At 49.9% G+C, this 19,043-nt stretch carries 21 protein-coding genes; 8 read left to right on the top strand and 13 right to left on the bottom strand.

The genetic code is table 11. The features are described 5' to 3' along the window. Positions 1-87 precede the first annotated feature (87 nt). Entirely contained in the window at positions 88-528 is a 441-nt protein-coding gene (locus tag GFC06_RS05895; RefSeq protein WP_016157658.1) for a DUF2756 family protein, read from the top strand. Here GFC06_RS05895 and ugpQ read toward each other — a convergent pair. The 11 genes from ugpQ to livK all read right to left on the bottom strand — a co-directional run bounded on the left by ugpQ (position 525) and on the right by livK (position 10,994). Further along, the gene (gene ugpQ, locus GFC06_RS05890; protein WP_047501430.1) at positions 525-1,268 is read right to left on the bottom strand and encodes a glycerophosphodiester phosphodiesterase; all 744 of its coding nucleotides are present in this window, start codon (positions 1,266-1,268) and stop codon (positions 525-527) included. The two genes, GFC06_RS05895 and ugpQ, sit on opposite strands and share 4 nt — an antisense overlap. Continuing rightward, positions 1,265-2,335: a sn-glycerol-3-phosphate import ATP-binding protein UgpC gene (locus tag GFC06_RS05885; protein ID WP_016154829.1), complete on the bottom strand. Its 1,071-nt coding sequence runs from the start codon at positions 2,333-2,335 to the stop codon at positions 1,265-1,267. The genes ugpQ and GFC06_RS05885 overlap by 4 nt, the downstream gene beginning before the upstream one ends. Before the next feature lie 2 nt (positions 2,336-2,337). Beyond that, a complete protein-coding gene (ugpE, locus tag GFC06_RS05880) occupies positions 2,338-3,183 on the bottom strand; it encodes a sn-glycerol-3-phosphate ABC transporter permease UgpE (RefSeq protein ID WP_003023450.1) in 846 nt (281 codons plus the stop codon). Continuing rightward, on the bottom strand, positions 3,180-4,067 hold the full coding sequence (gene ugpA / locus GFC06_RS05875; RefSeq protein WP_016154830.1) for a sn-glycerol-3-phosphate ABC transporter permease UgpA: 888 nt from the start codon (positions 4,065-4,067) through the stop codon (positions 3,180-3,182). The genes ugpE and ugpA overlap by 4 nt, the downstream gene beginning before the upstream one ends. Before the next feature lie 112 nt (positions 4,068-4,179). Next, entirely contained in the window at positions 4,180-5,496 is a 1,317-nt protein-coding gene (gene ugpB, locus GFC06_RS05870) for a sn-glycerol-3-phosphate ABC transporter substrate-binding protein UgpB (RefSeq protein ID WP_053389195.1), read from the bottom strand. A 248-nt stretch (positions 5,497-5,744) separates the two neighbouring features. Further along, positions 5,745-6,026 carry a hypothetical protein gene (locus tag GFC06_RS05865; protein WP_153689937.1) on the bottom strand — a complete coding sequence of 94 codons (282 nt, stop codon included), beginning with the start codon at positions 6,024-6,026 and terminating at the stop codon, positions 5,745-5,747. Between the two features lie 101 nt (positions 6,027-6,127). Beyond that, the gene (livF, locus tag GFC06_RS05860) at positions 6,128-6,841 is read right to left on the bottom strand and encodes a high-affinity branched-chain amino acid ABC transporter ATP-binding protein LivF (protein WP_085951092.1); all 714 of its coding nucleotides are present in this window, start codon (positions 6,839-6,841) and stop codon (positions 6,128-6,130) included. A gap of 17 nt (positions 6,842-6,858) precedes the next feature. Beyond that, positions 6,859-7,626, bottom strand: a complete 768-nt coding sequence (livG, locus tag GFC06_RS05855) for a high-affinity branched-chain amino acid ABC transporter ATP-binding protein LivG (RefSeq protein WP_003023438.1) — start codon at positions 7,624-7,626, stop codon at positions 6,859-6,861. After that, entirely contained in the window at positions 7,623-8,900 is a 1,278-nt protein-coding gene (livM, locus tag GFC06_RS05850; protein WP_016154835.1) for a branched chain amino acid ABC transporter permease LivM, read from the bottom strand. The genes livG and livM overlap by 4 nt, the downstream gene beginning before the upstream one ends. Then, positions 8,897-9,823 (bottom strand): high-affinity branched-chain amino acid ABC transporter permease LivH, encoded by a 927-nt coding sequence (gene livH / locus GFC06_RS05845; protein WP_003023435.1) that lies wholly within the window; start codon positions 9,821-9,823, stop codon positions 8,897-8,899. The genes livM and livH overlap by 4 nt, the downstream gene beginning before the upstream one ends. Before the next feature lie 61 nt (positions 9,824-9,884). Further along, complete coding sequence (gene livK, locus GFC06_RS05840) at positions 9,885-10,994, bottom strand: high-affinity branched-chain amino acid ABC transporter substrate-binding protein LivK (protein ID WP_047415930.1); 1,110 nt, start codon at positions 10,992-10,994, stop codon at positions 9,885-9,887. Positions 10,995-11,418: 424 nt separating this feature from the next. Between livK and panM the strand changes: the two genes are divergently transcribed. Beyond that, positions 11,419-11,802, top strand: a complete 384-nt coding sequence (panM, locus tag GFC06_RS05835) for an aspartate 1-decarboxylase autocleavage activator PanM (protein WP_016154837.1) — start codon at positions 11,419-11,421, stop codon at positions 11,800-11,802. 157 nt (positions 11,803-11,959) lie between these two features. Here the strand turns inward: panM and livJ are convergent, their stop codons facing one another. Continuing rightward, positions 11,960-13,063, bottom strand: a complete 1,104-nt coding sequence (gene livJ, locus GFC06_RS05830; protein ID WP_101700395.1) for a branched chain amino acid ABC transporter substrate-binding protein LivJ — start codon at positions 13,061-13,063, stop codon at positions 11,960-11,962. A 528-nt stretch (positions 13,064-13,591) separates the two neighbouring features. Here livJ and GFC06_RS05825 point away from each other — a divergent pair. The 6 genes from GFC06_RS05825 to dapA are packed head-to-tail and all read left to right on the top strand — an operon-like array spanning position 13,592 to position 17,906. Beyond that, on the top strand, positions 13,592-13,993 hold the full coding sequence (locus GFC06_RS05825) for a PTS sugar transporter subunit IIA (RefSeq protein WP_153689936.1): 402 nt from the start codon (positions 13,592-13,594) through the stop codon (positions 13,991-13,993). Between the two features lie 6 nt (positions 13,994-13,999). Then, positions 14,000-14,485 carry a PTS system mannose/fructose/N-acetylgalactosamine-transporter subunit IIB gene (locus GFC06_RS05820; RefSeq protein ID WP_049283116.1) on the top strand — a complete coding sequence of 162 codons (486 nt, stop codon included), beginning with the start codon at positions 14,000-14,002 and terminating at the stop codon, positions 14,483-14,485. Between the two features lie 15 nt (positions 14,486-14,500). Continuing rightward, positions 14,501-15,247, top strand: a complete 747-nt coding sequence (locus GFC06_RS05815; RefSeq protein WP_047501416.1) for a PTS mannose/fructose/sorbose/N-acetylgalactosamine transporter subunit IIC — start codon at positions 14,501-14,503, stop codon at positions 15,245-15,247. Beyond that, complete coding sequence (locus GFC06_RS05810; protein WP_052138036.1) at positions 15,240-16,094, top strand: PTS system mannose/fructose/sorbose family transporter subunit IID; 855 nt, start codon at positions 15,240-15,242, stop codon at positions 16,092-16,094. Before GFC06_RS05815 ends, GFC06_RS05810 begins: the two co-directional genes overlap by 8 nt. A gap of 1 nt (position 16,095) precedes the next feature. Next, positions 16,096-17,016 carry a phosphoglycerate dehydrogenase gene (locus tag GFC06_RS05805; RefSeq protein ID WP_153689935.1) on the top strand — a complete coding sequence of 307 codons (921 nt, stop codon included), beginning with the start codon at positions 16,096-16,098 and terminating at the stop codon, positions 17,014-17,016. After that, positions 17,016-17,906 carry a 4-hydroxy-tetrahydrodipicolinate synthase gene (dapA, locus tag GFC06_RS05800; protein WP_153689934.1) on the top strand — a complete coding sequence of 297 codons (891 nt, stop codon included), beginning with the start codon at positions 17,016-17,018 and terminating at the stop codon, positions 17,904-17,906. The genes GFC06_RS05805 and dapA overlap by 1 nt, the downstream gene beginning before the upstream one ends. A gap of 235 nt (positions 17,907-18,141) precedes the next feature. Here dapA and rpoH read toward each other — a convergent pair whose 3' ends face one another. After that, on the bottom strand, positions 18,142-18,996 hold the full coding sequence (rpoH, locus tag GFC06_RS05795; protein ID WP_003023425.1) for an RNA polymerase sigma factor RpoH: 855 nt from the start codon (positions 18,994-18,996) through the stop codon (positions 18,142-18,144). Positions 18,997-19,043 lie beyond the last annotated feature (47 nt).

Below are 19,043 nucleotides of genomic sequence, written 5' to 3'. Positions count from 1 at the left end.
CCACTAAGCCTGGTGCATAACTCTGAAATAATCATCGTAACGGCGAGAAAGGAGTAAACTTAAGAGATCCCCGAGAGGAGAAAAGCGATGAAACGACTCTTACTTTTAGCCATGCTGTTGCCGTTTGCAGGCTTTGCACAGCCCATCAACACCATGAATAACCCGAATCAACCCGGTTATCAGATCCCGAGCCAGCAGCGTATGCAAACCCAAATGCAATCGCAGCAGATTCAGCAGAAAGGGATGCTCAATCAGCAGTTGCAAACGCAGACGCGTATGCAACAACAGCATATGGAAAACCAAATCAATTCCAACTCCCAGCGCGTCCTTCAGTCTCAGCCTGGCGAGTTTAATTCCAGCCAGCAGCAAATGCTGCCCAACAGCAACGGTGGGATGTTAAGTGGAACCCGTAACCCGGACAGCTCGCTGAATAAGCAACATATGCTGTCGGAGAAAAAGAACGGCGACATGCTGAAGCCCTCCAGCACGCCGCAGCCTAACGTTCCGTTAAAAACAATTGGGCCTTAACAGGGCTGGAAATCCGGACCAATCGTATCAATGGCATCGGTACAGATGCAGTCCACTCCCCAGCGCAGCAGTTCCGCCGCGCGCTGGGGTCGGTTGACGGTATACACCAGAATACGCAGTCCTGCGTCGCGCAGCGCATCTACGCGCGCTTCATCCAGCAGCTTGTGATTAAGATGAATAGAGACGCAACCCAGCCGCGTTGTCAGCTCACGCCAGTCCTCGCGCCACTCATCAAGCAGTAAGCCTCTCGGCAGTTCAGGCGCCGCCTGCTGCGCCGCTTCAAGCGCGTCAATTTCAAAGGATGACAACAGCGGTGGTGTCATTCCCGCCCACAGTTCCCGAGCGGCCAGCGCTACGGCTTTGCCGGTTAACGTTCCGGTGCCGGTGGTGGGTTTAATTTCAATATTCGCCATCATACCGTGCTGACGGCAGCGCTCGGCCACTTGCGAGAGCAGCGGTAGCGGTTCGCCTTTAAACTCACCGCTAAACCAGCCGCCGGCGTCCACGCGCAATAAATCCTGCCAGTTCAGCTCGCCTGCCACGCCCCAACCATTGCTGGTGCGTTCCAGGTTGTCGTCATGCAGCAAGAAGATCTCACCGTCTTTCGACAATTTAGCGTCAAACTCAATCATGGTATGCCCGTATCGCGCCCCCATGTCGATCGCCGCCAGGGTGTTTTCCGGTGCCAGCTTACCGCCGCCGCGATGGGCGACGATATGGGGGTAAGGCCAGTTACTCATACGCGTTGTCCTGTTTCGCCATCAAAAAGATGCAGATGATTTTCTGGCAGATGCAGCCACAGCGTGCTGCCTGCCGTCGGGCGATGCTGATGCGCCAGTCGCACCACCAGCTTTTGCTCACCCCAACGTCCGTGTGCCAGGTTATCCGCTCCCAGCATTTCCAGCGTGTCGACGACCAACGGCACGCCGCCTTCGGCCTGCGAGCTTAGCGCAATATGCTCCGGGCGGATACCCAACGTCATGTTACGCCCACCAGACTCCCTCGCGCTTCTGCCGAGGGGCAACGTCATGCCGTCATCCAGCTCAAAATGGGTGCCCGAGGCGCTGATGCGCCCGTCCAGCAGATTCATCGCCGGGCTGCCGATAAAACTCGCCACAAAGCGGCTGGCAGGCTTTTCATATACCTCAACCGGCGTGCCGATCTGCTCGGCAATGCCTTTGTTCATCACCATCACCCGCTGGGCGAGGGTCATCGCTTCAACCTGATCGTGCGTCACATACAGTGAGGTGGTTTTCAGTCGGCGATGCAGATGTTGTAACTCCAGACGCATCTGTACGCGCAGCTTGGCATCGAGGTTAGACAGCGGCTCATCAAACAGGAATACCGCTGGGTCACGGACAATCGCCCGCCCCATCGCCACACGCTGGCGCTGACCGCCGGAAAGCTCGCGCGGACGACGCTTGAGCAGTTCACCCAGCTCGAGAATACGCGCCGCCTCTTTCACCCGTTCGGCAATATGCTCCTTGCCCATCCCACGGATTTTCAGCCCCCAGGCCATATTTTCTTCCACGCTCATATGTGGGTAGAGCGCGTAGTTCTGAAAGACCATCGCAATGCCGCGATCCTTAGGCTCCATTTCGGTGACGCGTTTATTATCAATCCAGATATCGCCGCCGCTCACCCGTTCAAGCCCGGCCACCATCCGTAGCAGCGTTGACTTACCGCAGCCGGATGGGCCAACCATCACGATAAATTCTCCGTCCGCGACATCCAGCGTCAGCGGTTTAATCACCTGGGTTTTGCCGTCCCAGCTTTTGGTTACTGCCTGTAGTTTTAAACCAGCCATTTTTATTTCTCACTATCGACCAGGCCACGTACGAAGGCACGCTGCATGGCTAACACGATGATTACCGGAGGGATGAGCGTCAGCAGCATGGCTGCCATTACCTGATTCCACTGCGTGGTGCCTTCACCAGTAGCAATCATGCCTTTGATACCTGCCACCGCAGTGCCCAAATTGACATCGGTAATAATTAACAACGGCCACAAATACTGGTTCCAGCCGTAGATAAAGGTGATCACAAACAGCGCCGCCAGATTGGTTTTTGACAGCGGTAGTACAATATCGCGGAAAAAACGCATCGGTGACGCGCCGTCAATACGCGCCGCCTCAACCAGTTCATCCGGCAGGGTCATAAAAAACTGCCGGAACAGGAACGTCGCAGTCGCCGATGCCATTAACGGCAGCGTCAGACCCGCATAGCTGTCGAGCATTTTCAGGTTGGCGATCACTTCCACCGTCGGGAAAATACGCACCTCGACCGGCAGCATCAGCGTGATAAAAATCATCCAGAAGAACAGGTTACGCAGTGGAAAGCGGAACCAAACGATGGCGAATGCGGAGAGCATAGAGACGGTGATTTTCCCTACCGTAATACTGAACGCCATGATGAAACTGTTGAGCATCATCAGCCAGAACGGCGCGCTGTTAACGCCCACGCCGTTGACCCAGATGTATTTCATGTTTTCCAGCAGTTGTGTGCCGGGAACCAGCGTCATCGGCGTTTCAAAGACTGCTTTGTTATCCAGCGTCGCCGCGACAAACGCGACGTACAGCGGAAACAGGATCACCATGATCCCCATAATCAACATGGCATGGCTGAATATTGTCAGCCCACGACGATTCTCAATCATTGGTAACGTACCTTACTTTCCACATAGCGGAACTGCACCACCGTCAAAATAATGACCAGGAACATCAGCACTACCGATTGGGCGGCCGAGGCGGAGAGATCCAGCCCGACAAAGCCTTCGCGATAGATCTTATAAATCAACGTAGTGGTCGCCTGTACCGGCCCACCCGCCGTAGCGGCATCGATCACCGGAAAGGTATCAAAGAAGGCATAAACCAGATTCACCACCAGCAGAAAGAAGCTGACCGGTGCAATCAGCGGCAGCGCCAGCTTAAAGAAGCGGCGAACCGGTCCCGCACCATCAATCGCGGCGGCTTCAATCAGCGACCGCGGAATAGACTGTAGTGCGGCAAAGAAGAACAGGAAGTTGTAACTAATCTGCTTCCAGACCGACGCAAACACCACCAGAAACATCGCCTGACCGCTGTTTTGCGCATGGTTCCAGTCATAGCCAAACTCACCGAGAAAATGGGTAATCAGCCCGCGCCCTGGGTTAAACAGGAAGATCCACAATACGGCGGCGACGGCGGGCGCGACGGCGTAAGGCAACAGCATCAGCGTCTGGTAAAAACGGCTACCGCGTACCACGTAATTCACCAGCGCCGCAAAAAATAACGACACCAGCAAACCGCTTACCGTGACTAACGTACTGAACTTAATGGTGGTCCAGAATGAATCAAGGTAGTACGGGTCATGAAACAGCGCGATAAAGTTTTCCAGTCCGACAAACTGGCTAGAAAGACCAAACGGATCAACGGATTGTAGTGAGTACCACAGCGCTTCACCGGCGGGCCAGATAAAGAAAATAACGGTGATAACCAACTGCGGGGCCACCAGCAAATAGGGAAGCCAGCGCGAGCGGAACACCGGACGGGATGAAGACATGTAGGTTCTTTTCCTGGAAGGTGCCAGATTGCGGTGCACACACCGTATCCGGCCTACAAACTACACGCATTTGTAGGCCGGGTAAGTCGCAGCCGCCACCCGGCATTTCACATTACGATTTAGTCGATTGCTCAAAGCGGCGCAGTAACTGATTGCCACGCTCAACGGCAGCATCCAGCGCCTGCTGCGGGTTTTTCTTCCCGGTCCAGACGCTTTCCAGTTCTTCATCTACGATGGTGCGGATCTGCGGCATGTTGCCCAGACGCAGCCCTTTGGTGAACGGCAACGGTGGCTTGTTCAGCATCTGGCGGGTGGCGATATCAGCCCCAGGGTTCTTATCATAGAAGCCCTGCTCGCGGGTCAAGTCGTACGCGGCGGTGGTAATGGGCAGGTAGCCGGTCTTCTGGTGCCATTCGGCAGCAATTTCAGGCTTCGCCAGGAAGTTGAGGAACTGCGCCACGCCTTCGTAGGTTGCTTTGTCTTTACCCTGCATCACCCACAGGCTGGCTCCCCCGATAATCGCGTTCTGCGGCGCGCCCTTCACATCGGCATCGTACGGCATCATGCCGACGCCATAGTTGAATTTGGCGTAGTGGCGGATGTCAGCCAGAGAACCGGAAGAGGCGGTGGTAATGGCACAATCCCCGTTATAGAACTTCTCGGTAGACTCGTCTTTACGCCCGAAGTAGCTGAAATCCCCTTTTTTGTTCAACTCTTCCAGCAGGGCGATATGTTTCACCTGTTCCGGTTTATTGAATTCCAGCACCGCGTCAGTACCGTCAAAGCCGTTGTTTTTGGTAGCCACCGGCAGACCATTCCAGGCGCTGAAGTTTTCAATCTGAATCCATCCCTGCCAGCCGCTGGCGTAACCGCACTTCATGCCTGCTGCTTTCAGCTTCGCGGTGTATTCCGCCAGATCCTGCCAGGTTTTTGGCGGCTGCTCAGGGTCTAAACCGGCTTTTTTGAAGGCATCTTTGTTGTAGTACAGCACCGGCGTGGAGCTGTTAAACGGCTGGGAGAGTAAGTGTCCGCTTTTAGAGTCGGTGTAATAACCGGAAACCGTTGGTACGAACTGAGACTCATCGAAGTTAATACCAGCCTCTTTGAATACTTCATAGACCGGTTTAATGGCTTTCGAGGCCATCATCGTTGCCGTGCCCACTTCATAAACCTGCAGTAGCGCAGGTGCGTTTCCGGTACGGAAAGCCGCAATACCTGCGCTCAGGCTCTGCTCGTAGTTGCCTTTGTACTGCGGAACAATTTTGTAGTCGGGATTGGCGGCATTAAAACGTTGCGCCAGTGAATCAACTTCTTTACCCAGTTCACCTTCCATTGAGTGCCAGAACGGGATAGTGGTGACGGCCAGAGCCTGACCTGCAAACGCCAGGCTAAGTGCCAGTCCTAAAGCTGTATGTCGTAACGATATCATCGGTTATCTCTCTTGTTGTGCCGGATGCGCGATATCACGCGTTTTATGCTCGCGGGGGTAACATGACATGCTCGAATGACAGAAAAATAACTTTTTTATTACAAAAAAAAGATAGTAAGGCGACAAACAGATGGCAAGGCGGTGAAAGCGTAGTGACAGGAAAATGCGGGGTGGTGCACAACAAAGCCGGGTAACGCTATGTCTTACCCGGCCAGGATGACGTTATCTGTTGCAGCCAGCAAGGAACATTAATCTTTACGCCAGCGTCGTTCATATTCATTCTGTAAACGCTGCTGTTCCCGCCGCTCACGTTCGCGCTGAATATCAGATTTCTCATCTTCCCAGCCCGGGCAGACAGAGGAGGTGAACACTTCACAGGGCGAGCTGGACTGGGCTAACGAGTTGTCCGGTTTCTCTTCCCAGATTGAAGGGTCGCGCGGGTCGAACGCTGGCGGTGTTAAGGCCAGGGTATTTGATGAAAGCGGCAAAAACAAACCGCCAATCATCATGCAGATACCGGAACGTATCATCCTTTCTCCATGTTCACTTTTATTATTGATAACTATTCTCAATAATAACATAGAGCAATAAAAAGGGGCCATATCAGGCCCCCTTGTCCATTCAGAGAATGTTAACCGCCCAGATACGCGCTGCGCACTGCTTCGTTAGCCAGTAACGCATCACCGGTGTCTTCCAGCACCACATGACCGTTTTCCAGCACGTAGCCGCGATCGGCGAGCTTCAGCGCCTGGTTAGCGTTCTGTTCGACGAGGAAGATTGTCATCCCCTGCTCGCGCAGTTGTTCGATGGTGTTGAAGATCTGCTGGATGATAATCGGCGCCAGACCCAGCGACGGTTCATCAAGCAGCAGTAGTCGCGGCTGACTCATCAGCGCACGGCCTATCGCCAGCATCTGCTGTTCACCGCCGGACATCGTGCCCGCACGCTGAATTCGACGTTCATGCAGGCGGGGAAACAGGTCATACACCCACTTGATGCGTTCCTGAAACTGGTCCTTTTCGGCAAAGAAACCGCCCATCGCCAGGTTCTCTTCCACCGTCATGCGGGAAAACACGCGACGCCCTTCCGGAACAATCGCTACCGCTTCGCGCATGATTTTCGCCGTCTGCCAGTCGGTAATGTCTTTACCATCAAAGACAATTCGCCCACTTGTCGCTCGCGGATCGCCGCACAGCGTACCAAGCAGCGTGGTTTTTCCCGCGCCGTTGGCACCGATAAGCGTCACGATTTCACCCTGATTGATATACAAGCTGACGTCGTGCAGCGCCTGTATCTTGCCGTAGTGGGCGCTGACTTTGTCAAAGGACAACATGACTTTTTCCATATTATGCGTCACCACCATTATGCTTCACCTAAATAGGCGCGGATCACGTCCGGGTTGTTACGAATCTGTTCCGGCGTCCCGTTCGCCAGCGGCGTGCCTTGATTCACTACGTAAATACGGTCGGAAATACCCATCACCAGCTTCATGTCGTGCTCAATCAACAAAATAGTGGTGTTGTGATGGTTACGCAGTTCAGCAATCAGCTCGTCCAGCTCTTTGGTCTCTTTCGGGTTGAGGCCTGCGGCGGGTTCGTCGAGCATCAGGATTTCCGGCTGGGTCACCATGCAACGTGCAATCTCCAGACGGCGCTGGTCGCCGTAGGCCAGGTTACTGGCCTGACGGTTGGCGTGCTCCAGCAAACCAATACGCTCCAGCCAGGTGGCAGCGCGATCCAACGCTTCACTCTGCGCGCGACGGAACGACGGGGTTTTCAACAGTCCGGAGAAGACGCCGGTTTTCAGCTGCTGATGTTGCGCCACCAGCAGGTTTTCAATCACCGTCATTTCGCGAAACAGACGCACGTGCTGGAAAGTACGCACCACACCCATCCGCGCAATTTGCTGACCCGGCAGCCCTTCCAGATGCTGGTCGCGCAGCTTAATCGTCCCACCCGTCGGCTTATAAAAACCGGTCAGGCAGTTAAAGACCGTGGTTTTTCCCGCGCCGTTTGGCCCGATTAACGAGACGATCTCCTGTGGTCTCAGCTCCAGTTCAACGTTGTTTACCGCCAGCAGACCGCCGAAGCGCATCATCAGGCCGTTGACGGATAATAATGGCTGACTCATGCCTGCTCTCCTTTTGCTTCCCCGTTTTTCAGCTTCAACTGCGGACGGGTCATCGGCAACAAGCCTTGCGGACGCCAGATCATCATCAGTACCATTAAACCACCCAGCATTAACATGCTGTATTCATTGAAATCACGCATCAGCTCGCGTGACACCACCAGCAGGATGGCCGCGAGGATCACTGCAAACTGTGAGCCCATTCCGCCCAGTACTACAATCGCCAGCACAAAGGCCGACTCGGCAAAGGTGAAGGATTCCGGGCTGACAAAACCCTGACGAGCGGCAAACAACGTACCGGCAAAACCGGCAAACGCGGCGCTGATGGTAAAAGCGGTCAGCTTGATACGCGTAGGGTTTAAGCCCAGCGAGCGACAGGCAATTTCATCTTCGCGCAGCGCTTCCCACGCACGACCCAACGGCATACGCAGCAGACGGTTGATGACAAACAGCGAGAAGACCACCAGCAGCAGCGCCACCAGATAAAGGAAAATCACGCGGTCAGAGGGATCGTACTTCACGTTAAAGAAGTTGCTGAAGGTATCCCAGCCACCTTCACGGGCAGTACGGCTGAACTCCAGACCGAAAAAGGTCGGTTTCGGGATCTGGCTGATACCGTTCGGACCACCGGTCACTTCGGTGTTGTTGAGCAGCAGGATACGGACGATTTCGCCGAAGCCTAAAGTCACAATCGCCAGATAGTCACCGCGCAGGCGCAGTACCGGGAAGCCGAGCATAAAGCCCGCAGCAGCGGAAACCAGCCCCGCCAGCGGCAGACAGGTCCAGAAGCCGAGTCCGTAATAGTGGTTCAGCAGCGCGAAGGTGTAAGCACCGATGGCATAGAAGCCGCCGTAACCCAGCACCAGCAGACCGGAAAGCCCTACCACCACGTTTAAGCCGAGGCCGAGGATGATATAAATCATCGTCAGCGTGGCAATATCAACCGTACCGCGCGACACCATAAACGGCCACGCCACGGCAATCACCAGCAGCGCGACCAGGAATAGCTTCTGTTTAACGGTGGAGCCATCAATCGCCGGCAGAATAAACTTCGGTCCGGAGACGCTCTTCAGGCCCTTCTGGAAAGCTGGACGCAACAGTTGGAAGAGAAAGACCACGCCAGTGCCGATAAACACCCACTGCCAGCGGATATCCGCGGCGGTATCCACCACCAGTTTGGTGCCGTCAAGCTCCAACTGGACGCCCATAAAGACGCCCGCCAGGATGAAGAACATAGCGGCAGAGAGCAGCGCCATTGCAAAATGCATCGGTTTCATACTTTCTCTACCTCCGGGCGACCCAGAATACCGGTCGGCATCACCAGCAGCACCAGAATCAGCAGCGCGAATGAAACCACGTCTTTGTATTCGGTACTCAGATAAGCAGAGGAGAGCGCTTCCGCGACCCCCAGAATCAGACCGCCGATCATCGCCCCAGGAATGCTGCCGATGCCGCCCAGTACCGCCGCGGTAAAGGCTTTCATCCCGGCCATAAAGCCGATATAGGGGTTAATTACGCCGTAGAACTGGCCGAGCAGTACGCCCGCTACCGCCGCCATTGCCGCGCCAATCACAAAGGTCAGTGCAATCACGCGATCGGTATTTATGCCGAGCAGGCTGGCCATTTTCAGGTCTTCCGCGCAGGCACGGCAGGCACGGCCCATACGGGAGTAACGGATAAACAGCGTCAGCGCCAGCATCGCCAGGAAGGTTACAATCCAGATAACCAACTGCATGGTGGTGATGGAAGCAGAGAAGTTTTCGCTACTGCCGACGGTCCACTGGCCGTTAAACAGGCTGGGCAGCGCCACATCGCGCGAACCTTCCGTCAGGCTGACGTAGTTTTGCAGGAAGATGGACATCCCGATAGCGGAAATCAGCGCGATCAGGCGCTTAGAGCTGCGCACGGGCCGATACGCTACGCGTTCAATGCTCCAGCCGTAGGCGCTGGCAATCACAATCGCGCCGACAAAGCCCGCCGCGACCAGTAGCCAGCTGGAATCAATACCCATCATCATTAGCGCAGCGATGATCATAAAGGAGACATAGCTGCCGATCATATACACCTCGCCGTGGGCGAAGTTGATCATGCCGATAATGCCGTACACCATCGTGTAACCGATAGCGATCAGCGCGTAGGTGCTTCCCAGCGTGACGCCGTTAAACATCTGCTGCAAGAAATAGAGGAACTGCTCGGACATAAGGTAACCTTTCTTAACCCGCCCGTTTTGCACGGGCGGTGGGATAACTCGTCTTCAGCTATTACTTCGCGACGGTCGATGATCCGTCCGCGTGCCACTGGAAGACACCAAACTCAAATCCCTTCAAATCGCCTTTTTCGTCCCATTTCAGCGGCCCAATCACGGTGTCAGCCCCGTGTGCTTTCAGATCTTTCACCAGATCCAACGGCTCTTTGCTACCGCTGCGATCCATTGCGGTCGCCAATGACTGGACGGCTGCATAAGTGATCCACACGTACGGCCCGGTTGGATCTTTCTTGTCAGCTTTGAGCGCATCGACGATAGCTTTATTCGCCGGATCCTGGTCATAGCGTTTTGGCATGGTCACCAGCATGCCTTCAGCGGCATCACCGGCAATGTTAGACAGCGACGCATTGCCCACGCCCTCAGGTCCCATAAACTGGGTATTCAGCCCGACGGAGCGAGCCTGGCGCAGCATTTGTCCCATTTCCGGGTAGTAGCCGCCGTAATAAACAAAATCGATATTTTCTTTTTTCAGGCGGGCGATCAGCGCAGAAAAATCTTTTTCCCCGGCAGTGATCCCGTCAAAGAAGACGATATTGGCTTTGCCCGCTTTCAGGCTCTCCTGCACTGAACGCGCCAGGCCTTCACCGTATTGCTGTTTATCGTGAATGATGGCGATGCGTTGCGGCTTCACCTTCTCCAGAATGTATTTCGCGGCGGTCGGCCCCTGAGAGGAGTCCAGGCCCGCTGTACGCATAATGTGTGCGTAACCGCGCTGGGTCAGTTCCGGGTTGGTCGCGCCCGGGGAAATCATCAGAATGCCTTCGTCTTCATAGATATCTGATGCGGGCTGCGTGGAAGATGAGCACAGATGACCAATGACGTACTGAATGCCGTCATTGACGATTTTGTTCGCTACCGCAACGGCCTGTTTCGGATCGCAGGCATCGTCATATTCGACGGCAACCAGTTTGTCGCCTTTGACCCCGCCTTTGGCATTGATATCTTTAATGGCCTGACGTGCGCCATTAAATTCCATATCACCCCACTGCGCGACCGGACCTGACATCGCCCCGACAACAGCGACCTTGATATCCTCCGCCATGACCGCGTGTGACATTGCCAGTGCTATCACCCCTGCGATGATTGTTTTCGCATTCCGTTTCATTTTCCTGAATCCCCATTCGTGATGATGTATATATTTTGTATTTATGTGGTTAAAAAGCAGACTGTGCTTTTTTTGAACTGTACTATTTTTACCAGTCTCGTTAATGGTTTAGCGCAGTTTTTTAAGCAAATTACGGCTAAAATCTCTATTTTTCAGTCGATTAAGAAAAGATAATATTCTGCTTTTCACTATAGATAAACAAAAAAAAGTGCATTTGTCAGCATAAAATAACGGCACAAAGAGCGGAATAAAATGCTGCATTCCAGGGTATTATCCTGCCTGTTTTTCAAACTCTACTGTTTCAATCTGTCATTGTCGTTGTTACAAAACTATTAACCTGGTTAATCGCATTAAAAAGAGAAAGCATCCGGGCGAATTATTTCGGTACACTGATTCCATCTTTTGTGATTTGGACATGCTGTTAATGAAGCTGACCATCGTTCGTTTAGATAACTTTAGCGACCAGGACCTGATTGATCTGGGCAAAATCTGGCCGGAATATTCCGCCTCATCATTAAGCGTAGATGAAACGCACCGGATCTACGCCGCACGCTTTAACGAGCGTCTGTTAGGTGCCGTGCGAGTAACCCTGAGCGGCACACAAGGCGCACTGGATTCATTGCGCGTGCGCGATATCACCCGCCGTCGCGGCGTCGGGCAGTATTTGATCGAAGAAGTGATCCGGGAAAACCCTGACGTGAGTTCGTGGTGGATGGCCGACGTCGGCGTTGAAGACCGCAGCGTGATGGCCGCATTTATGCAGGTGTTAGGGTTTACGGCCCAGGAGAATGGCTGGGAGAAACGGTAGAAAACCGCCCCCAACCAATTGTATTACGAGTATTTTCCCAAGAATTTTGTGTTGCAGGCAGGCGGCAAGTTATAAAATCCCCGGAGCTTACATAAGTAAGTGACCGGGGTTGAATAACGCAGCCAACACACCTGCGGCACGAAAGGCGCCGGGAAAATCACTTGGCGTCTGTCGCCGTCCCGTTTGCATGCCAGTCAAACACGCCGAATTCGAAGCCTTTCAGGTCGCCCTTCGCATCCCATGACAGCGGCCCCATCACAGTTTCCACTGAGTTTGCTTTCAGATACTTGGCAATTTCAGCCGGATCGTCAGACTGGTTCAGACCGGCCTGCAAAGATTGCAGCGCGGCGTAGGTGGTCCATACGAATGCGCCGCTCGGATCCTGTTTCTTGGCTTTGATAGCATCTACGATGGGTTTGTTCGCCGGAACCTGGTCGTAGTTCTTCGGTTTCGTTACCAGTAAGCCTTCTGCAGATTCACCGGCGATGTTAGACAGCGACACGTTCGCTACACCTTCTGGCCCCATAAACTGGGTTTTCAGACCCGCGGCGCGTGCCTGGCGCAGGATTTGCCCCATTTCCGGGTGGTAACCGCCGTAGTAAACGAAATCGATGTTCTCTTTCTTCAAACGCGCTACCAGCGTAGAAAAATCTTTTTCCCCGGCGGTGATCCCGTCAAAGAACACCACGTTGGCGTTACCCTTTTTCAGGCCATCCTGCACCGCGCGGGCCAGGCCTTCACCGTACTGCTGCTTATCATGAATAATCGCGATGCGCTGCGGCTTCACTTTTTCAACGATATATTTGGCGGCCGTTGGGCCCTGATCGGAATCCAGACCCGTGGTACGCATCACCAGGCTATAGCCGCGCGCGGTCAGCTCCGGCGCCGTTGCCGCTGGGGTGATCATCAGAATGCCTTCGTCTTCATAGATGTCTGACGCAGGCTGAGTGGAAGAAGAGCACAGGTGACCGATTACGTATTTAATCCCGTCGTTGACCACTTTGTTCGCAACCGCTACCGCTTGTTTCGGGTCACAGGCATCGTCATATTTCACCATGACCAGTTTGTCACCTTTCACGCCGCCCTTGGCATTGATATCCGCAATTGCCTGCTCTGCGCCGGTAAATTCCTGATCGCCATACTGCGCTACCGGGCCAGACATCGCCCCCACAACAGCAATTTTAATATCTTCTGCTAATGCCATGTTGCTGAATGCGAGTGCAATACATCCTGCCAGTAACGCTTTACCCTTCATTTTCATCCTGAGGTTCCTCATTGTTATGGTTGTTGCATTTGTTGTGATGTTGTTATTTAGCACATTATTCTGATATTGGCGTCACACCAAGTATAAGACATTGATATTTAGGCATGCTGACCGTGCATTTTCAGCATACTCTGCTAAAACATACCCCATTTTTATGGATTTGAAACGTGAATTTTTGCGATGACATAACATATAGGTGACAAAACTATAAATATCAATTCATCTCCATAATATGACCTTATATCATCGATATAAAATATAATTTTAATTAAGATGCATTGTTGAATATATATAAATGACAGTATTAATTATAAAAACCAAATATTATATTATTTTGTTATGCGTTATATGCATCCGCTAGAAATAGCCATATTAGTCAATACATTCAATATGTGATCTTGGTAACGTTTAAAAATCCATAAAACAATATATATTCAAAGAACAGAAACCACTCTCAAGAATGGAATCTGTTACATACAAAATATAAATCAAACATATGGATTATATATATAAGGAAGATAACCATTGAATCTCTATGATATCATCATATTAACACATGGTGACGCAGGTAAAGAGTTATTAAACAGTAGTAAAATGATTGTTGGCAAAACGAAAAATACAACGGCTATTTCTCTGATCATCGGGATGTCACCAGAAACGTTAATGGAGCAAACAAGGAAAATACTCAGACCCAATATTAAAACCGTTATTCTTACCGATATATATGGTGGAACACCATCAAATGTAGCGACGGTTCTCTCCAGAGAATACCCTATTCATTGTATTAGCGGCGTAAACCTTGCCATGCTGCTTGAAGCGAATATGTTACAAGACTCCGATAAAGAAATCACCATCGAAGAATATGTTCAATGTATTCATGATGCCGGTAAAGATATGGTTCAAAGTTATCAATTTAATAAAGGATAATAGAGTATGAGTATAGTACATGCCCGCATTGATTATCGCCTAATTCATGGACAGGTTATCACCAAATGGCTGAAAAGGAGTAACGCCGATAAAATAATTGTTATTGATGACGAATTATATAATGATCCTTTTTTAGCCGAAGTTTATAAAATGGCGGCCCCCAGCGGCATCGAAGTAATCATGACATCCATTGAGGAAACGACAACCCGCTGGAATGAGAAAAATTTTTATACTGGCAAACTTTTAATCCTTTTCAAATCTATTGATTCAGCATTAAAGACTATTCAGGGCGGATTAGAACTTGAAGAGTTGCAAGTAGGCGGCATAGAAAACATCCCTGGTAGAAAAATCGTCTTTAATCAGATATCAATAAATAAAGAAGATGCAGAAAAACTACAAGTCATAGAAGACAGGAATATTAAAGTTTATTTCCAGACTATCCCAGAAGAAGAACCAGCCAGTCTGCAAAAAATAAAGAATAAGTTACCTTAAAAAGGAGAGGAACTTATGGGCGTTTCTACAGCAATATTGATTGGTTTAGTTTATTGGATATCACAAGCGAAGGTATGGTATGGCTTTTCAATCATGCGCATGCCGTTATCTATTGCCCCCATTATGGGAATTATCTTTGATGATATGCCGACTGCATTATCAGTCGGTGCGACATTACAGATGATCTATATAGGTAGTATTGCTCCTGGTGGGAACCCGCCAGCAGATGAGGGATTGGCCTCCTGCATCGCTATACCTATTGCTCTTACTGCGGGGATAAAACCTGAAATAGCTATTTCGTTGGCAATCCCAATAGGTTTATTAGGGGTTGTCCTCGAAAACGTTCGTAAAACGGTTAATACCACATTTGTTCATATGGCCGATCGCTATGCCGAAAAAGCAGATATCAAAGGGATTCAGCGGGTAGCAACTATCTATCCTATTCTGTTGGCCTTCCCTATGCGCTTCGTTCCTGTTTTCGTTGCCTGTTTGTATGGCCCAGATGCTATTTCCTCATTTGTCAAACTGTTACCCTCCTGGACCACCAACGGCTTAGCTATCGCTGGTAATATTCTTCCAGCATTAGGTTTTGCTATCACTATCATTGTGATCGGTAAAAAACAATACATCCCGTTATTCATCATTGGTTTCTTCTTGGTCACATATTCAGGGTTAAACACCATAGGGATATCCATTTTTGGTTTATGTGCTGTTCTCTTATACATGCAATCAAAAACTGCGAAAGGAACACAAAATGGCTAATAATATCGACTTAAAGGAAGCCGAAAGCTCACCAATTACGAATAGAGATGTGCAGATTGTCTGGTTAAAATGGCATGCTTTCTCGGAAACATCATTAAATTTTGAACGGTTACAGGCTCTAGCCTTTTGTAATTCAATGACAGGGATTTTAGCTAAGCTATACCCGAATAAGAGGGATCTTTCAAAAGCGTTACAGCGCCATTTGACGATGTTTAACACACAAGCTAACTGGGGCTCAGTGGTAAACGGCATCACTATCGCACTAGAAGAAAAAGCATCCCAGGAACCTGAAGAACAGCGGACAGCCACAACCCAATTAGTGACCAGTTTAAAAACGGGGCTAATGGGTCCAGTCTCAGGTATCGGGGATACGCTAGATTTTGGCACATTGCGACCTATTGTTATTGGGGTATGTATTCCTTTTGTATTGCAAGGGTACGTATTAGCCGCATTACTGCCATTGATCTATCAAGTTGTTTATATGTTCTTCGCTAGCCGATTTGCACTTAATATTGGTTATAAAAAGGGGAAAGAGTCAATTTTAGAGATACTCCACTCTGGCAGTATCCATAAAATTATTGAAGGCGCAGGTATGTTCGGCCTGTTGATGATGGGGGCGCTTTCTGCCACTTATGTAAAGATTAAGACACCGCTACATATTACTACTGGTGGGGGGAATACTATTGTCCTGCAGGACATGTTAGACAAAATTGTGCCTAACTTACTCCCCCTGGTTGCGGTTCTCGGTATTTATATATACATCCAGAAGTGTGGACCGCATTTCCTACGAATACTGGTAGCAATCCTCTCTTTAAGCCTTATTTTTTCATTCTTCGGTTTATTGTAATATGAAAAAAATACTTATAACGCCAAGGCCCTTTCTTAGTAAGGGGCAAAAATATCTGGATGAATTACAGGCAGCAGGTTATATCGTCGAATGTAATACGAGCGGAGAACGTTTTAGTAAAGAAGAGTTGATGGTAAAAATTAAAGATGCCGATGCTATTATTACAGGCAACGACCCTTTAGATCAAGACGTTATAGATTGTGCGAAAAAACTAAAAGTAATCTCAAAATATGGTGTTGGTTTAGATAATATAAACGTTGAGTATGCGAACAGCAGAAATATTGTGGTGCATAAAGCACTCAACGCCAATTCTGTATCGGTAGCAGAAATGGCTATTCTAATGATGCTATCCAGTGCCAGAAAGTATGTTGAAATCGAACAACAGGCTAAATGCAGTAATGATGTAAGATTGGTGGGTACTGAGTTACATAAAAAGACATTAGGGCTGATTGGCCTTGGTGCTATTGGCAAACATGTAGCCCACATCGCTAACGCTATGGGTATGGAGATCATTGCATACGACCCTTATATCAATCAGAGTCAGGTTTTTCCGTATATAAACTTTAAAGAGTTAGATGAGGTGTATCAGCTCAGTGATGTTATCTCGCTTCATTTGCCTTTACTAGATAGCACCAGGCACATGATTGATCAGCACGCATTCGAAAAAATGAAACCTTCCGCAATATTAATAAATACTGCACGAGGCGGTTTGATTGATGAAGATAGTTTATACAATGCTTTAATTACTCATAAAATTTCTTTTGCTAGTGAAGATATTGAACTTAAAGAACGAAAAGAAGAAACAAAACAACTCATGAATTACTCGATCACGCCACATGCGGCTTCGTTTACTCAGGAAGCAGATCTTAACACAATTCAAATCTCGATTAAAAATGTTACCAACGAACTGGAGAAAAGATAATGAAAGAACTTAAGGGAATTATTACTGCGATGGTGACACCATTTGATGAAACGGAAAAAATGGATATCCCGGCAGCAAGAAAGATGGCTCGCTGGTTAGTCAATAATGGTGTTCATGGATTATTTATTTGTGGCACCAACGGTGAATTTCATCTGTTATCAGATGATGAAAAAGTAGAACTCACCAAAGCAGTTGTTGATGAAGTGGGTAATGACGTAACTATTTGCGCCGGTGCCGGTTGCTGTAGCACACAGCAAACTATTGCTCTGACTCAACGACTTGTTGATGCTGGCGCAGATTACATTTCAGTTGTAACCCCCTACTATCTGGTGCCTAATCAGGAAGATTTATATAAACATTACTATGATATTGCGGCCAGCACAGCAGCACCTATTATTCTATACAATCTCCCAGGGCAAACGGGCCTAAGTATTGAATACGAAACAGCGAATCGCCTGGCTGATATCGATAATATCGTGGCAATCAAAGATAGCAGTGGAAAATTTGAAGTACAAAAACAGTACCTTGAGATTTCAAAACACAAAAATTTTAAAGTATTGAACGGTTCAGATTCGCTGATGCTTGATGCATTTAAAGAAGGTTCAGTTGCCAGCGTCGCAGCCACATCAAATGTTTTACCGAAGATTGAAGTGGATTTGTATAACTACTTTATCGCGGGGCAGTTGGATAAAGCACAGGAAGAGCGTAATAAGATCGATGCGCTGCGTATGAACATTAAGAAAATGACCGCACCTGCAGTAATGAAAGAGGCTCTTAACTTAATGGGGATCACCGCAGGCATTACCAGAAGACCAATACATATGCCCAATGAAATCATCACTCAGGATATCAAAGAGATGCTGGCAGCCTATAATCTCCTGCCACAATAAGTTATACCGACAGTATTCGGCTGCATTAAGGTGACATGTTTGCCCAGAAACCGGGCAAACATGTCACCTTGTCAGGCGCAGGGGCATCAATCACTTCGGCTCCCCCACAACACCAGAGAGGCAAAAGCAAACCTGGCAGAGGAAAGCGTGATAGCAGTTTGGAGTATCAATCAGACATAAAAAACCCCCGAATGGGCATCCAGGGGTTATAGGGGCAATGCGTTAAACGGCGTGATTACGCTTCGATCGCCGCACGCAGTTTTTTCATGGCGTTCTTTTCAAGCTGACGAACACGTTCAGCAGAGACGCCGTAGCGATCGGCCAGTTCTTGCAACGTCGACTTGTTGTCTTCGTCCAGCCAACGGGCGCGAATGATGTCCTGGCTACGCTCGTCCAGACCCTCCATTGCGTGGGTCAGTTTATTCGCGGCCTGATCTTCCCAGTTATCTTCTTCAATGCCGTCGGCAAAGTTAGATGATTTATCCTGCAGATACAGAACCGGCGCCATCGGCTGGCTGTCAGACTCGTCGTCTGAAGACATGTCAAACGTCATGTCCTGCGCCGCCATACGGGATTCCATTTCGCGCACGTCTTTGCTGGAAACACCCAGCTCGCGAGCAACCATTTCAACTTCATCCTGATTGAACCAACCCAGACGCTGCTTGGTTTTACGCAGGTTAAAGAACAGCTTACGCTGCGCTTTGGTGGTCGCGACTTTTACGATACGCCAGTTACGCAGAACGTATTCGTGGATCTCAGCTTTGATCCAGTGCACGGCGAAAGAAACCAGGCGCACACCCACTTCCGGGTTGAAACGGCGCACGGCTTTCATCAGGCCAATATTACCTTCCTGAATCAGATCCGCCTGCGGCAGGCCATAGCCCGCATAATTACGAGCAACATGAACAACAAAGCGCAGGTGAGACAGGATCAGCGTTTTAGCTGCTTCCAGATCGCCCTGGTAATGCAGCTTTTCAGCAAGTGCCCGCTCCTCGTCAGCCGACAACATCGGCCACGCGTTCGCAGCCCGGATGTAAGATTCCAGGTTACCAACAGGGGCTAAAGCTAAATTTTGCATTTCTTTGGTCATTCAAATCCTCTCAATCTTTTCATCTGACGCGTTGGCTAAAACCAATA

The organism is Citrobacter braakii (genome assembly GCF_009648935.1).
Classification (GTDB): Bacteria; Pseudomonadota; Gammaproteobacteria; order Enterobacterales; family Enterobacteriaceae; genus Citrobacter; species Citrobacter braakii.
This window is presented reverse-complemented; position numbering and strand designations above follow the sequence as displayed.